Genomic DNA, 16,170 nt, shown 5'->3' on the forward strand with positions numbered 1-16,170 from the left:
TCTCCTGTTCAGTTTTTTCCGGCCAGTTCGGGCCACAGCGCACGCAGCGCGATCTTGTTGATTTTCTCAGCGTGATTACGCGGCAGCGGATCGCGGGAAAACGCGACGCGGGTCGGCGCCTTGTATGGAGCGAGCCGTCCTGCCACCCATTGGATGACGCTCAGCTCGTCCAGCCCTTCCGCCTGCACGACTGCTACCAGCGCCTCGCCCAGCCGATCGTCGGGAATCCCGAATGTCGCGCATTCGGTCACCTGCGGCATTTCGCTCAGAACGCGCTCGACTTCCGCGCAGTAGATGTTCTCGCCGCCGGAAATGACCATGTCCTTGGCGCGGTCGACGATGTAGATATAACCGTCCTCATCCTGATAACCGATGTCGCCGGTACGCAGCCAGCCATCTGCGGTGAAGGACTTGGCCGTATCGTCCGGCCGGTTCCAATAGCCGGTCATCAACATGGCGCTGCGCACCAGTATCTCGCCGGTTTCATTGACGCCGCACACATTGCCGGACGGCCCCTCGATCCGCACATCCACCAGCGGCAGCACGCGCCCGGCCGACGCCTTGGCCCTCAGGAAGTCGGCGCCCACCGCCTGCGCGATCGCCCCAGACGTCTCGGTCATCCCATAGCCAACGCCTATCATCGCATGGGGGCAGAGCGCCTGCACCGCTTCCAGCAGGTTGAGCGGCAGCGCCTGCCCGCCCGACCCGATATTACGCACCGAACTCAGGTCTGCTTCGACCGTGCGCGCGCGATGCACCATGTCCCACAGCATCGTGGGCACGGTCGAAAGCTGCGTCACCCGCTCGCGTTCGATCAGGCTTACCGCTTCCTCTGCGTTCCAGCGGCGCATGATCACAATCTTCCCGCCCGACAGAAGCGGCGCCAGGAAGCCGGATCCCAGCCCTGAAATATGGAACAGCGGCGACACCAGCAAACTGGCCTGGGGCGGCAATTTAAGGGCAAGCGCCTCGACCGGCATCCCATATTCCCGCGCCAGATTATGCAGGACCATGGCCCCGGTAAGTTGCGTGCCCAATAATCCGGTGATCAGGCTCCGATGCGACAGCACCGCGCCTTTCACGCGCCCCGTCGTACCCGATGTGAAAAGAATGGCGCAGGGATCGTCGGGCCGAGCGATCAGCCCGTCTCCCTCCACCGTGCTCCGATCCTCCAGCGGCTCGCTCATGTCGAGCAACCGGCCATCATAGCCCGCCTCGCGAAGCAGCGCGGCCCGTTCGGCATCGGCCAACACCAGCGAAGGCGTTACTTCGTCCACCATCGACAGCAGATCGCCCGCCGACCCGCGGCTGTTGAGCAAGACGGCAACGCCCCCCAGCTTCATCACCGCCATAAAGGCGGCGATCCACTCCGCGCGGTTGCGCATGCAGATCGCAACCCGGTCACCGCGCCCGATACCCAAATGACCCGCCAAACGGTCGCGCCAAGCGAACATATCCGCGAAGCTCAGCCGGCGTTCACCCTGCGGCCCGTCGAAATCGACCACGCAGGCCTGATCCCGGAATCGGCGTGCCGATTCAATCAACTGATTGAGGTCGGATGGCGCGTTCACGAAAAAGCGCAGCCCGTCCTTCTCCTCAATTTCAAAGGGTGTGCCGGGGGCGGTGACTGCCGCGAAAATTGGATCGATCTTACTCATGCTATCCTCGGGGATCACTCTGCCGCCGCAGGATTGTTCGACGGGCTTTTGCGCAGGAGCGTCAAACCCCTGCCCGATCCCGACATCCTCTATCCTCGACTCATCGTTCGCTCTTCCCGAATGACTATTCCTCATTATGCGTAATTCCACAACATTTTTTTTCCGCATATTTTCGGGCAACGGAGGGGCCGATTTTTTGGCGCGTCCCAATTGCAGACCGCCATATAAACATATGTTTTCCTGAATATTTCTTATCAAAATTGCATCCCCAAGTCCCTATCGCAGGACTCGCATTCGGCTAATGCCGGAGGGTCAAAACAGCCATATTCGGATTTTATCAATTTACAAATTACGAATTTTGGAGAATCCTGATTCGCATCGCACGGCCGGTCTGGAGCAGGTGCGATTCAGCTAGATGAGGTTCTGGACATCGAATGAGCGAGGATTTTCACGGCCGCGTCGCCATCGTCACAGGCGGCAGCGACGGCATCGGATTCGCTACTGCCAGCCTGCTGGCCAAGCGCGGCGCGCAGGTCGTCATCTGCGGCCGCCGCCAGGCGTTGCTGGACAGCGCGCGCGACAGGATCGCTGCGCAAGGCGGTCGCGTGGAGGCCATTCAGCTGGATGTCGCCGATACCGTCGGACTTGCCGACATGATCGAAGGCATCGGGCAGAAATATCGCCGCATCGACATGCTGGTGAACAACGCCATGTCGACCCACTATGCCCCGATCAGCAAATTGACTTTGGATCATTGGCGCAAGGATTTCGCCGTCAACTGCGATGCCGCCTTCGTCAGCACCAAGGCCGCGCTCAAGGTGATGACGGCTGCGGGCAAGGGCTCGATCGTCAACATCGCCTCCACCTGTGGTATCCGGGCCACGGTGAACATGGCGAGCTATTCCGCCTCCAAGGCCGCACTCGTACATTTCACCGCAGTCGCCGCGATGGAGGCCGCGCCCCTGGGCATCAGGGTCAACGCGATCATTCCTGGCCAAGTGCAGACCACGCCCACCGAGCAGTTTTCAGCCTTGGCGACCGATACCGCGGAGCGGGTTACGGCCGCCATCCCGATGCAACGAGGAGGAAAGCCGGAAGAACTGGCGGAGGCGATCATTTTCATGCTGTCCGACGCGGCCAGCTACATCACCGGCGCCGCCTTGCCGGTCGACGGTGGAAAGGCGGCTCAACTCTACATGCCCTCATAGCGAAGAGGGATAATCCCACCAAATATTCGAGCAAATGTGGACGTTTAATAGATCCATCGCGTCCAGGATCCATCATTTTACTTATAAGAATTAGGGAGAGGAAATCATGACAACATTACCAAGGAACCGCGCGCTATTTCTGATAGCCGGAGTCAGCGGACTGGCATTTGCAAGTCAGGCGTGGGCACAGACCGACGATGCGGCGCCAGGCTCTGGACTGGACGAGATTGTCGTAACTGCACAAAAACGTGCCCAGAATCTTCAGGATGTCCCGATTGCCATCAGCGCCATCAGCTCCGAGAAGGTCGAACAGCTTGGCATAAGGGACAGCCGCGACCTGAGCGGTCTGGCGCCCAACGTCGTGATCACGCAGGGCACCACCAGCAACAGCGCGGCCGTCTTTTCCATGCGCGGCATCTCCAACGGAGGCAGCGAAAGCTTCGGCGTGGATGCCGCCAACGGCCTCTATGTCGATGGTGTCTACATCGCTCGTGGCGGGGCCATGGGTCTTAGCGTCATGGATATTGAACGGGTGGAGGTTTTGCGCGGACCGCAGGGCACCCTGTTCGGTCGCAACACCACAGGCGGCGCAGTGCATTTCATCTCCCGCTCCCCATCCCCGACCTTCCGGCTCAAGGCAGAGGCGGGCTATGGCAATTTCAACGCATGGAACGGCCGGGTGACGATCGATCCGGGTGAAATCGCCGGTATCTCGACCAGTTTCTCGTACAGCCATAGCGAACGGGACGGAGTGATCGACAATATTCTACAGCCTCGCAATTCCCGCGATCCTGGCGCACGCAGGTCGGACGCTTTCCGCGCCGCCGCCCGGCTGGATCTCGGCGGAACCGGCAGCATTCAATATGTCTTCGACTGGAATCGGATAAAGGGCACGCCACTACCCTTCGTGCTTACCAATGTCGCTGACGGCACGCCTCGCCCGCCCATCATTGTCGATGGTCAGCCCGTGCAGGTGACGCAGCAGGCGCCGGTTGCCCAATATCTGGCCGGCGCGACCTTCGCCGATCCCGATTGCGCCGCGCTCGCCACGCCGGTCCGCACCTACCGGGACGAGGTATGCAACAACATCCTAAGCAGCGCCTTCGACAAGAGCTGGGGCCACAATCTGCAAGTTCAGAACGACTTCGGTGGTTTCAAGGTGAAGTCCACCACCGGCTACCGCTTCTGGAACAGCGATTATGTGACGGACCTGGACGGTATCGGCGCATTCAGCGGCCCTGCCTTTTCCAACGCGACATTGTTCAACGGCATGCCTGAAGCACTGTTGCAATTCATACCAACCATTCCACCGGCGGCCATCCCCTTCATCGCCGCGTCCCCGGTCCCGACAATCAGCCAGGACCTGTTCTCGGTCGATAATCAGCGCCGTCATAAACAGTTCAGCCAGGAGCTTGAAATCTCCGGCGATACGAACACGCTCGACTGGGTCGTGGGCGGCTTCTATTTCTGGGAGAAGGGATCGGAAGACGGTTACCAGAATAGCGGCTTCATCCTCGACACCAATGCGATCTTCCTTGCAAACTTTGGCCCGCTGGGTCCAGGCTTCGCCGCTGCAAATCCGGCCCGCTATCGACTGGTCCAGACCCGCGCCCGCCTTGCCTATACCACCTCAGCGGAAAGCACGGCGGTATATGGACAGGCGACCTTCTATCCCGGTGGCCGTGACAGCGGTTTCCGGCTGACTGCGGGCGGTCGCTACACCTGGGACGAAAAGAAGATGCTGCGTCTTCAGAATGGCGCCACCCTGCCTGCGGCGCCCGAAAGCGGCACGGCGAAGTTCAGCAAATTCACCTGGAACCTGATGGCCGGCTATGATGTCGCGGACGGCGTCAACCTCTATGCGCGAGCTGCAACGGGCTATCGTTCGGGCGGCTTCAACTCGCAGGATCCCGCAATCACCGGCACCAATCAACTGGGCAGCTTCAGACCCGAAAAGGTCACATCCTACGAAGTCGGCCTGAAAAGCGAGCTGTTCAACCGCCGCCTGCGCTTCAACGTCGCGGCCTACCACAACATCTACGACGATCTGGCCGTGCTCGGCCCGGTCACCGACGCACCCGTCGGCACCTTCGCCACCCGCATCATCAACGCGGGCAAGGTCGTCTACAATGGCGTCGAGGTCGAAACGCAAGCAGTGCTGAGCGACAATTTCTCGATAGACGGCAGCCTCGGCTACATTGATATCAACTATAAGGAGTTTCTGGCCGGCCAATCGCCAACTGCTGGAGCGCCGCCAGTCAACATCGCTTCAATCGTGACGCCGGGCTTCACGTCACCGCTGACGGCCAACGTCGCACTGAACGCACAATTTCCGCTCAACTGGGGCAATGCGGTACTGCGTGGCCGCGTGGGTTACACCCATGAGGACGGCAAGTATAATTTCAGCAGTTCTGTAGGCTCTCCGTTCAACGAACAGGTGAAAGGGGACAATGTCGATCTTGTCGACCTGCAGGTCGGTATTGATGGGATCCCACTAGGCACGGGTGAAGGCGAAGTCCGTTTTTGGGTAAAGAACCTCACCAATGCCAAGGATTTTGTGCGCAGTATCGATTACGGCCCGCTGGGGTTTGGCGGTGGCTATTATGCCGAACCCAGAACCTACGGCCTGACTGTCGGAGCGAAATTCTAACCGCGCAAATCTCCCTGCGCGAAACTGACGCCCCGCCTCCTTCGAAGAGGCGGGGCTTTTATGTTATCCCTTCATTGGGCGACTATTGCCGATTTCGGCGGGGGAGTTCAGACGGGAGAGGCGTGGCTGGTCTTTGCGCTTGAGGAAATCGAACTGGGCATGGCATGACCAGATAATGTGGAAAATAGCTTGTGATTGAGCCATCTTTATCATCGGACAGTGAAAACGGATCATCGGCGAAGCAGCCATCGACAATGAGCCGTCCGAATGAAAAGCTGCTCGCCACCGAGCATCGTTTCGTTGCGCGACTGCTCCGCCTGATCGAAAGCAGGGGCGGGGACGCGCAAGCAGTGCTGGCTGCGCGCAACGTCGATCAGCCTCTGGCCGAATTCCTGGATCCAGGCCTGATCGCCGTCGATGAGCAGAAGCTGCGGACGATAGCATCCTATGCAAGCGTTGTGGCCGCCGACATGCAATCTCGCAAAGCGGGGCGCGCACTCTTCCGCTCGGGTGACTGGCGATTGTTCTTTTACTGCCTCACCGGCAGCAGATCTCTGCGCGAAGCCATCCATCGGATGGAAGAATTGCTGGTCGCGATCGACGGCCGCATGGGATATGCCTCGCTCAACTGCTCCGGCTCCTGGGCACGGTTGACGCTACGCGGCGCCCGTAGCGGCGATGAGGAACTGGATTTCATCGTCTCGCTGCATGGCGAACTGATGTACCATTCGATTTTCAGTTGGCTTATCAGCGTTCCCCTTGGCGGCATCGGGGCGCTGGATTATCCCGAATCCGCCGCATTCTATCTCGACGATGACAACTGGCCCTTCGAACTCCGGTTGAACGCGCCGCGATCCGAACTGATTTTTGCCGAGCGCATGCTCGACCTTCCGATCGTGCGGACGATGGACGATTGCGAAGCGGCGCCCACACTCAATTTCCTGTTCGGCCTGCTTGATGGGAATGATCCGGCAGAAATCGCACGACGAGCACGGCAGTTGATGGCCCTCACATTGCGGCAGGAAGGGCGATTATTATCGCTCGACGAACTGGCGAATGATCTTGCGCTCGGCCGCATGACGTTGCGCAGGCGTCTAAGCGCGGCAGGCACGACATTTCACAAGCTGCGCGATGAAGTTCGTCGCGGCATAGCCATCGACCTGGTGACTAATTCCAATCTGCCGATCGAGGAAATCGCCGAACGCCTGGATTTTTGCGATTCAGACTCCCTTCGATCGGCCTTTCACAACTGGACCGGCATGGCTCCGACGCATTACCGGCGGAGCATGAAACCTGTGGCGAAGCCCAGTTGATGGCGATGACGATGTTTCCTCATACCAGGATTTCTGAAACCGGCCGATTTGTGCGCATCGATCCGGTGCCCCAGCCATCGAGCGGAACGCCCATCAACTGCTGCATTGTCAGCCCCACGCGAGATATGGCGTCGCCTTGACTGGCGACATGGATGCCGCTCTTCACCTTGCCCCCTGCCCGCCCCGCCAGCATCACCGGTATGCCGTTGACGTCATGGTTCTTGGCGTAGCTGACTTCGGAATGGGCCATGACCAGCATATTGTCGAGCAGGGTGCCATCACCCTCCTTCACCGCCGCCATCGACGCCACGAAGTCCGCCCAACCCTGCATGCTCTGTGTCGAGAAAGCATCGACCGTAGGCTGGTAGCCCTTGGTCCTGTCCACAAGTTCTTCATGCGTCGCCTGGTGATAGGCGGTGGAAGAACCCGCCGTGCGCAAATCCGCCGTGGCAGTGGAAAAGACCATGTTGAAGACCTTGGTCTGGTTGCAGGCAAGGGCCATGGCGAGCAGGTCCGCCATCAGCTTGTGCGCCTTCTGACGCTCGGTCACATCGGTGCTGGGGACCATGTCGGCGGGCTGTTGCGGGACGACGCACGCTTCGGCTCTTGGCGGCTTTTCCAGTTGCAGGGCTAGCTTTGTCTCGACCTCGCGGATTGCCGTAAAATAGCTGTCCACCCTCGCCTTGTCCGCCGCGCCGAGTTTACCCATCATGCTGCGCCGCTGGTCGGTCACGGCGGACAATACGCTTCGCCGCGCCATGACGCGCGGATCGGGCTTGAACTCGGCTGCGTTGGGATCGTGGAAATCCACGCCGAATACGCGCTGATACAGTTCCATCGGCGATGCGACGCTGGGGTTCATCTCCGTGCCGCTGCGATAGGAAAAGCTTGTCCTTGCGTTACCGTCGGCGCTCAGGTCCAGACTGCGGAAGAAGGATCCGGACCCGACGGTATCCGCGATCGCGGTGTCCAATGTGGGCGCAACGATCTGCTGCCAGGAATCCACCGGCGTCCCGGTGCGCAGCCCGATATTGCCGGAAATATGCGGCTGATTGCTCTTCCCGTCGAGCGAGACGCTGAAACCCGACAGGATCGTTACCTTGTCCTGCACAGGCGCGATCGGCGCCAGTTCGGGCGGCAGATCATAACCGGCCCCCTGCTTCTTTGGATTCCAGCGGTCGGGGATCATGCCGCAACCCCAGAACCATGTGCCAAAGCGCACCGGCAAACGGCCCCCGCCATATTCAGCGGCAAAGGCGGTGCCGTTATCGTCAAGGAAATAGTCCAGGAACGGTAGGCCCACGCCCACCGTTGCCCCGGCAAAGGCGCCGCGCAGCAAAAATCCACGCCTGTTCATGTTCGTCATGATGACTTCCTAGCTGAAGGCCGGGCCGCCACCGTGCGGGCAGGCGCGCGCGATGTGGCCGCGAAGAAATGAGGATCAGTGGCGATCTGCCGGAACAGCGCCCGGATACGGAAGCCGCTCTGCGCAAAACGGTTGTGAAGTGCGGCGGTCACCGGCTCCTCACTCGCCACCAGTTGACGACCCACGGCATAACGCCATGCCGACTGAGTGAGGCATTGCGTCACTTGCGGGCTGTCGCGCAATGCCTTGCCAAGACCCGCGGCATCCGAAAAACGGACATTGTCGAGCGATCCCGATGTATCGATGGGGACGCCATTCTCGCTCGCCCGGAACTGGCCCGCGCCATCGAAACTATCCAGGGTAAGACCCATCGGATCGGTCAGCTTGTGGCAGCTTGCGCATTCTTCATCGTCGAGATGCGCCTTCAGCCGCTCCCGCGTGGTGCGCAGGTTGGGGTTGGACGTATCCTGTACGATGGTGAAGTTGACGTTGGCGGGGGGCGTGGGGATATGCTCGCACATCAATACTTCCCGCAACGCCTTCCCACGCAGTGTCGGCGACGACCGCCCTTCGTGAGAATGAAGGGTCAGAAAACTTATCTGCGTCAGCAGGCCGACGCGCGGATCATTGTCAGGCAAGGTGACCATCGACCAGTCGCGCGGTGCATATGGCATGCGGTAAAGCGGACTGAGCTGGCGATTCATCGCCACCCGTCTTGTCGTGAACAGGTCACGATAATCCCCGTTTTCCCGCGCCAGCAGCGTCACAATCGTTCGCAACGTCTGCTCTCGCGCCGCAGGACCGGCCGAAGATCGGAAGGCAGGGTAGATCAGCGAGTCCTTGGACAAGGACATCATGCCTTCAAGCTGCAGAAAGTCATCGAAGAAGGCGGTGACGCCGGTTTCAAACCGCGGAGAGGCCATCAGGCGGCTGACCTGCTGAGAAAGGCCCTCCTGCGTCATCAGCGACCCATCCCTGGCCGCGTTGAGCAATTCCTCGTCGGGCGTGCTGTTCCACAGGAAATAGCTGAGCTTGCTCGCGCGCGACCATGCGTCGAGGGTCTGGTCCGAACGGCGCGCGGGGTCAGCCACCACCCTGTCCACCTGGAACAGGAATGGCAGATCCGACAGCATCGCCGTCAGCATCACTGCAACGCCTGCATGAAAGTCACTGAGCGTCCGCGCCGAAGCCAATGTCTGCGCGACCGCGAGCCGAGCTTCATCAGGGGTCAGAGGCCGCCGGTACAGCCGCAGACCTACCTTGTGGAAGAAGCTTTCCGCGCAGGCCGCGCCGCTGGGATCGGCAGGACCCGGCTGGCATCCGACCAGCCGGTCGCGATGCGCCTTGTCCACCACCTGTTCGGCAATGCCGCGCGCAATCTGTTCATATTGCTCGGCGCCGGAGGGCGTCAGCGAAACCGCGCTGGTTCCCGCCGCCAGCAGGCCGCCCACCCGCAGGTCCGGCTCGAACCGTCCGCTGATCTTGATGTCCGGTCCGAAGATGTCGGCGATGGTCGCGCGATATTGGGCTTCTGTCAGACGGCGCAGCTTCGGCACGCCAGCTTCAGGCTCGTCCGCGCGCCCAGCCGTGCCAGCAAGCAGGATAGCGCCTGCCGCGCACAGAGCAGTCATCGCCGAACCGACGCGGACTGCCACGGTAATTTTCCGATCGTTCATTGCTGCGACCCTTGGGCCACCTTCTGACCCGGTTTGATGAGGAAGGCGGGGATGCCGCGGAACCGCAGGGCGGACGAGATCGCCGTGTTTTTCCCGCTCCTGGGATCAGGGAGTGCATCGGCATGACTGCGAATGGATTTGATGAGCGCTGGACAGGACATGCGCGTCAGATTGGCTCCAACCTGCGTCGATTGATGATATCCTTCCTCTATGCTGGCGAGCGTGTGATAGCCGTAAATGCCGCCTTCGATGCTTTCGCCAGGCTTGATCGTCGCACGGATCCGCGCTTGTCGCACCTCGCGATAACTGTCGACGATCTGTTCGCGCAAGCGCACCCGCAAGTCGAACGGCTCCGTGCTCAGTTCGCCGTTGCGGATGCGTCCCTTGACCTGGCTTTGGAAACGCGGTTCCGGATCGACATCCAGGCTAGTCCAGGCGAGCCCCTTGCCAGATCCCGACACCTCCAGCGGGTTGGCGCTCGCATAGATGCGAACGGTCACATCGTCGTCGTTCAGCGGATCATCAACGCCGCTGATCTCGACCAGCGTGGGAGAGCCGATCGACGTGATCACTTCGTCCGCCACCTTGGGCGTCCCATAGTCGCGGGTGGCGAAATTGCATCCGGTGGCGCGGATCAACTCATTGTCCACGCCCTGCTCACCATTGACTCCAAGAAAGTCGTCCCTGTCCTTGCGACCGTCCAGGTCGATCCCATAGGCAACTTTCCCCAAATAAGGTTCATTGCCCTTCGCCAGGAACGGGAAGTCTTCGGGATTTGTGCAGCTGTCATAGGCCAGTCGAGTGCCCAGGAACGACAATATCCCCTTGCCCTTGGGGATGTCATGTTTCTGCCGAAGCGCATCCAACTCTGCCTCCGGGACAGTCGCCATGCTCCCATTGGCGCCCGATGCATGGCCGGTCGGGACCATCTTGAAACCAAGTTTGCTGCCCATCAGCCGGTGCAGTTCCTGAATCTTTTCAGGGGATTCATATTTTTCGCGCTCGGCAGGCGGCAGGCTTTGCAGGAATATGTCGCTGGAACTGAGCGACAGGGAACGGCACGCCTTGTCATCGTCATATGACGGCACATAGATGTTGGTCAGCGCGAAGGACAAAGGCTCCGCCGCCGCAAGCGAAGGACTTCCCACCATCGCGCCGGTTGCCGCCAGCACTGAAAAAATTGCGAATTGCCTTATTCTATAAGGGCGTGTTTCGCCCTCGCGCCGTTTGGCGTTCATCACCCTCTCCTGCCGCAGTGTCATTTTGACTGCGTGCTCTTCAACCTACATCTTCTTGTCGCTTGATTTGTGATCGGATCGCCACCCGAAAGCTGTTCATCGACCGGGCAAATCTGTTCGCTTTTCCCAAAGTATAAGGCCAATCAGGCGACGATTATGTCGTTTCCGGTGTCGACTGAACCGGGCTTCAGCCGTGTATGATGAGCGCAGGGCAAAAAAATCCCGCTGCCGCCAGGACAGCAGGGCAAGGATAACTAGGGCGCAGACTCATTACGCATTGCACCAGATGCGTGTGCAGATGAGCTTGATCGCCGCCAGATAGTTGGCCGCATCTTTGTCGTATCGGGTTGCGATGCCGCGGAATTGCTTGATCCGGTTGAAGAAGCGCTCGACGAGATTGCGCTGGCGGTAAAGCCAGGAGGAGAATCCGAAGCGCTGCTTGCGGTTGGAACGGTTGGGAATGTTGGCCCAGATGTTTCTAGCTGCCGCAGCCTGGCGGATGGCGATGCTGTCATAACCCTTGTCGCCGAGCAGGGTGGCGCCTTCGGGAATGGCCTCGATCAGCGCTTCAGCTTCACAAGCATCGTGGACCTGCCCACCTGTCAGTCTCAGCCCGACAGGACGTCCATCAGCGTCGACAAGAGCGTGGAGTTTGGTCGTGAGACCGCCCCGGGAGCGTCCCATGCCATGATCTCCGGCCCCCCTTTTTTACCGGTCGCACCGTGCTGGTGGACGCGCATGCAGGTGGAATCGATCATCACCAACTCGCCGTTGAACCCTGCAGAAACCGCCGCCAATAATCGGTCCCACACCCCAGCTTTCCGCCAGCGGACGAACCGGTTGTAGCAGGTCGTCGATGGCTCATAGCGTTCCGGGATCTCCGCCCACGGCGCGCCGGAACGGAAGCGCCAGAGAATGCCGTTTAGCACCCGCCGGTCATCTACCCGGGGAACACCACGCGGCTTGTTGGGCAGCAATGGCTCGATGATCAGCCATTCCTTATCCGTCAGTTCGTACCGCCGCCGCGACATACACCCTCCATTTTCGAAGAGCGCCTGAATCACGCAAAGGCGGAGAGCTCAACCCAATTTATGAGTTCACGCCCTAGCAACGGGTTGGAGCCGTTAAGCCTTTGGGTCGCGGCCGCCTCATGGACGCTGATGCGGATCGAAGCGACGTTCCGAGCTCTTATCAAGATTTGCAACCGTGTCGAGCAAGCCGCCGATCAAGCGCGGCTAATCGATAGGGGATGTTGATGGCCGGGGATCATGCAGATCCCCGGCCGATCAATTTACCAGTTGAAGCGCAGTGTGGCGCCAAATTCGCGTGGCGCCGTGATGCTCGCCAGGCGGTAGCCAGAGTCGAACGGGATCGTTCCGAAGGTTTCGAGGCCCGGCAGCGTGCCTGTCCCAACCTGGAAGTTACCTTGCGATACGCGTTGTGCGCGCGTCTGGTCGAGAAGGTTCTTCACGAACACATTGAGTTCCCAACGATCCTCACCACGCAGGCCGACAAAAAGATCGATCTTGGTAAAGTCACGGTAGGTGTAGTTACTATACTGTGAATTAAAACCGGGCCGATAAGACACAAGGCCACGAATGAACGGCGTGAGCGACCCCATGCCGAAGCGGACTTCGCCATTACTCGTCAGGCTGAACTTAGGCACGTCAGAGATACGATCATTGCGAGTGCAAACTGCGACCTGTTCAGTCCCAGGCACTCTCGGGGTTCCTGTGGAATCTGGGATCCCGTCTCCATTATAGTCATTACAGTAGAGTTGGGCGTTATCATAATTCGCGTCAGCGTAAGTCGCATTGATGTTCAAGTCGATCGACCGAGAAGGCTGAAAACCGAGTTGAACCTCGACGCCCTTGCTGATGGCATCGCCAAAGGTCGGCAGCGGCGCAGTCGCTGTGTCAACCGCACCTGGTACGCGGGACGAATTTGTCGTCAATGACGGGGCGAAGTCCACATAGTTTTTGAACTTCTGATAGAAGGCCGCGACGTTCAAAGTTACCTTGCGGTCAAACAGGCTTGATTTCAGACCGACTTCAAATCCGTCCGACGTTTCGTCAGGGGTTTGAAGATATCTTGCATCAAGCGGCGTCGAAACCCCAGTTGCTGCAACGCCTGGACGGAACGACCGACCATAGTTCGCATAGACGTTAAGATCAGGATTAACCGTCCAGCTGATGGCCGCACCGCCAGTCAATGCGCTCGGCTTCACTATGCTGTCAGTCGTGGTGTCAGTACCAATGACCGGAATGATCAACCGCTGAGAGCGCGTCGTCTTGCCCCATGTTTGGCGGAGACCGCCGGTTATGGTCAGGCCGTCAACAACTTCATATCCGAGCAAACCTGACACCGCATATGATTTGCTGACGATCGGAAGAATAACCGACACGTCAACAGGAAATACGAATATCTGCGGAGGGACCGGACCGGGGCCGGTCATGCCGGGGAAGATTGTACCGAATGGATCGGTAAAGAAAGCATCGTTGCTTTGGTTTACACGAACATTGTTGAACTTCGAATAATCATAGTTCGCCGCGATCGCCCAGTTCAGACGAGAATTGCTGGGTGACTGAAGACGGACTTCCGTGGTCCAGAGGTCGTACGGCGTGCTTACGTGCTGGTTCAGCTGATATCCTGGGACGGCGTTGCCTTCGTCCTGGTCACGCTGCTGTTCCAGACGGGTTTTTTGATACCCTCCGTTGAACACCAGTTCGCCCCAACCAAAATCGTAGTTGGTGTTGAGGGTGACCAGATGCGTTTCATTGGTGAACCGCAGGGCGCCTTCGCTCACTGCCAAACGATCGTCCAAGCTGATCGCGGGGCCGCTACGCAGCGGAAAGAAGCTGTTCGGGCTTGGCTGGTTGCCAGGGCCAAAGACTGCGCGGAACGGGCGCGTATCTGTCCAGAGATACTGGTAGACCAAATCGGCACGGAATTCCGACGACGGCTGCCAAGCAAGCGAGACACGCCCGCTCATCGTTTCGTTGTAGGATTTGCGTCCATCAACATTCTTTACCTGACCGGCACGGTTCCGGTCATAGAGAAACGCGCCGCGAACAGCCAGGCTGTCCTGAATGATTGGCACGGACGCAGCGCCCTGGAAGTTGTAGGCGTTCAGATCGGTGGCCGCTGCCTGTGCATAGCCGGTTGGCTTGGCCAGGTCGGGGCGGGCCGAGCCAATGACGATCGAGCCGGCAGGTGACACCTTGCCACGGAACAGGCCCTGCGGACCGCGCAGAACCTGGATCTGGCCGATGTCGTACATGGCGCTGAAGAAGGTGTTGGCATCAACGTCGATTTCGTTGAAATAGACCTGAACTGCGTCGCTCGATCCGCTGTCCGGATTGAAGGAGATACCGCGCAACGTAGCGATATTGCTTCGGCCATCGCCATTTTCGAGGGTCAGACCCGGAACGACGTTCTGGATTTCCTTGATGTCGAACAGGTTGAGCTTGGCGACATCCTCGCCGGATACGACATTGACCGCCACTGGCGTTTCCTGCAGCGTTTCCGCGCGACGCGTTGCAGTAACGATGATTTCCGCGGGGTTCGCTTCCTCCGCGCCCTGCTCCACTTGCTGAGCCGCTGCGCCGCTGGCGATGGCCAGTCCACAGGCACAGCTCAACAAGCTGATGAGATGATGGCCCCTTCGACGTTTCATAGTCCCCTCCGTTTTAATGACGAATTATCCGTTGCTGAGCAGCGAACATCTTAGAGGAAGGGTTTGCTGGCCATAAGCAGCCATTCCACCATGTGGAACAACGCTGACAACTGGCGCAGTAGCGCCTGGAATTAATCCAGGCGCTACGCCCCCTTTAAGATGCGTACAATCCTCACACCAGGAGCGTGGATGAAATCAAATGCATCCTTCGCTTATCCCACCATGTGGGATGACGGGGATTTGTCGCTCCCATTGAACCAGCGCCATCAATTCGTTGTCTTTGACCGCGATACAGGACGATGGATGATAATGGGGTGCATGGGCTTCCGTCCCAAAGTGCAGCAAGCGGCGCTGAAGGCGGCAGCCTGCTGTCCATGACGGCAGGCCAACCGGGCCGTCATATTTTGGCGCATCTGCTTATATTGATCGCCCGCCGCCAACAGATAGCGCCGAAGCGCGAGGCCGCTGTTCAGAAACTCTGTGCAGCGATTTCCATGCTCATCCGCTGCGCCGCGCTGATCAGCGCGGGGCCCAACTCATCCAGCCGAGCGCGGGGCAGATGGGATGATCGATCCGAAATCGACAGCGACCCCTTTGGCAGGCCGTAACGATCGTTCACGACCGCCGCGACGCAGCGCAATCCGTCGCTATGCTCTTCATCATCGAGCGCATAGCCTCGCATGCTGATGTCCGCCAACTCGCGACGGAGCCGGTCGCCATCGATGATGCTGCGTGCGGTACGCGCCTTGAGTGGTGCGCTGCCCAGATAGCGGTCGACTTCCGCCCTGGACCATTGCGCCATCAGCACCTTGCCAGACGCCGTGGTATGCAGCGGCAGCACGGCGCCGGGCCGGGCCGCCGTCTGGCGGAACCCGTTTGCCGCAGCCTGCCCGACATAGCAGACGCCAGCGCCCTCCGGCACCGCGATGTTCACGCAATGCTGCACTTCGGACATCAATGATCGCATGATCGTGCGGCCCAGCTGACCCAAATCACGCGTTTGCGCGAATACGGCCCCTACGGTAAAAGCCTGGACCCCAATGGACCAACCGTTCCTGCGCCGGTCAAACGCCACATAGCGTAGCGCTTCCATGGTCGTCAGCAGGCGATGGGTGGTGGATCGCGGCAGACCGACGGCGCGAGACAGGTCGCTGAGCGTCATATTGTCGCTCTTTGCCAGTTCATCGAGAATGCCAAATGCCCGCACAAGCGACTGAACTCGCCCGAGCAAGCCGTCTTCCGGTTCTTGCTGACTATCGGCCACGCCTGTTCCTCACCTTGCCTGATCACCACCGCACAAGCGACAATCTTTCGAACTGGTATGACCTGTTTGCCCCTGTTTGTCGAGATACTTTCTGTGTCGGGCTGTGCCGGGGAACAGGGCG

General features: G+C 59.5%; 10 protein-coding genes. 3 read left to right on the plus strand and 7 right to left on the minus strand.

Annotated elements, in window-relative coordinates; genetic code table 11:
* Positions 1-8: 8 nt before the first annotated feature.
* Positions 9-1,658 carry a class I adenylate-forming enzyme family protein gene (locus B6S01_RS04070; RefSeq protein ID WP_037461731.1) on the minus strand — a complete coding sequence of 550 codons (1,650 nt, stop codon included), beginning with the start codon at positions 1,656-1,658 and terminating at the stop codon, positions 9-11.
* Positions 1,659-2,092: 434 nt separating this feature from the next.
* On the opposite strand from B6S01_RS04070, the gene B6S01_RS04075 reads away from it, so the two are divergent.
* From B6S01_RS04075 to B6S01_RS04085, 3 genes are all read left to right on the plus strand, one after another.
* Positions 2,093-2,866 carry an SDR family NAD(P)-dependent oxidoreductase gene (locus B6S01_RS04075; protein WP_037461728.1) on the plus strand — a complete coding sequence of 258 codons (774 nt, stop codon included), beginning with the start codon at positions 2,093-2,095 and terminating at the stop codon, positions 2,864-2,866.
* A 106-nt stretch (positions 2,867-2,972) separates the two neighbouring features.
* A complete protein-coding gene (locus tag B6S01_RS04080; protein WP_037461726.1) occupies positions 2,973-5,516 on the plus strand; it encodes a TonB-dependent receptor in 2,544 nt (847 codons plus the stop codon).
* Between the two features lie 254 nt (positions 5,517-5,770).
* A complete protein-coding gene (locus B6S01_RS04085; RefSeq protein WP_037461725.1) occupies positions 5,771-6,829 on the plus strand; it encodes a helix-turn-helix domain-containing protein in 1,059 nt (352 codons plus the stop codon).
* Positions 6,830-6,848: 19 nt separating this feature from the next.
* Here the strand turns inward: B6S01_RS04085 and B6S01_RS04090 are convergent, their stop codons facing one another.
* The 6 genes from B6S01_RS04090 to B6S01_RS04115 all read right to left on the minus strand — a co-directional run bounded on the left by B6S01_RS04090 (position 6,849) and on the right by B6S01_RS04115 (position 16,049).
* Positions 6,849-8,195, minus strand: a complete 1,347-nt coding sequence (locus tag B6S01_RS04090; protein ID WP_037461723.1) for a DUF1552 domain-containing protein — start codon at positions 8,193-8,195, stop codon at positions 6,849-6,851.
* Complete coding sequence (locus tag B6S01_RS04095) at positions 8,192-9,871, minus strand: DUF1592 domain-containing protein (protein ID WP_051907934.1); 1,680 nt, start codon at positions 9,869-9,871, stop codon at positions 8,192-8,194. Before B6S01_RS04095 ends, B6S01_RS04090 begins: the two co-directional genes overlap by 4 nt.
* Positions 9,868-11,109 carry a hypothetical protein gene (locus B6S01_RS04100; RefSeq protein WP_037461720.1) on the minus strand — a complete coding sequence of 414 codons (1,242 nt, stop codon included), beginning with the start codon at positions 11,107-11,109 and terminating at the stop codon, positions 9,868-9,870. Before B6S01_RS04100 ends, B6S01_RS04095 begins: the two co-directional genes overlap by 4 nt.
* 270 nt (positions 11,110-11,379) lie before the next feature.
* Positions 11,380-12,140 (minus strand): IS5 family transposase gene (locus B6S01_RS04105; protein WP_094182602.1). Its coding sequence is split into 2 segments (ribosomal slippage): positions 11,380-11,810 and positions 11,810-12,140, totalling 762 coding nucleotides; the frame shifts between segments, so codons are not numbered across the junction.
* A 260-nt stretch (positions 12,141-12,400) separates the two neighbouring features.
* Positions 12,401-14,785: a TonB-dependent receptor gene (locus tag B6S01_RS04110; RefSeq protein ID WP_037461715.1), complete on the minus strand. Its 2,385-nt coding sequence runs from the start codon at positions 14,783-14,785 to the stop codon at positions 12,401-12,403.
* Between the two features lie 469 nt (positions 14,786-15,254).
* Positions 15,255-16,049, minus strand: a complete 795-nt coding sequence (locus B6S01_RS04115) for an IclR family transcriptional regulator (protein WP_051907932.1) — start codon at positions 16,047-16,049, stop codon at positions 15,255-15,257.
* Between the last annotated feature and the right edge of the window lie 121 nt (positions 16,050-16,170).

This window comes from Sphingobium herbicidovorans (assembly GCF_002080435.1).
Taxonomy (GTDB): domain Bacteria; phylum Pseudomonadota; class Alphaproteobacteria; order Sphingomonadales; family Sphingomonadaceae; genus Sphingobium; species Sphingobium herbicidovorans.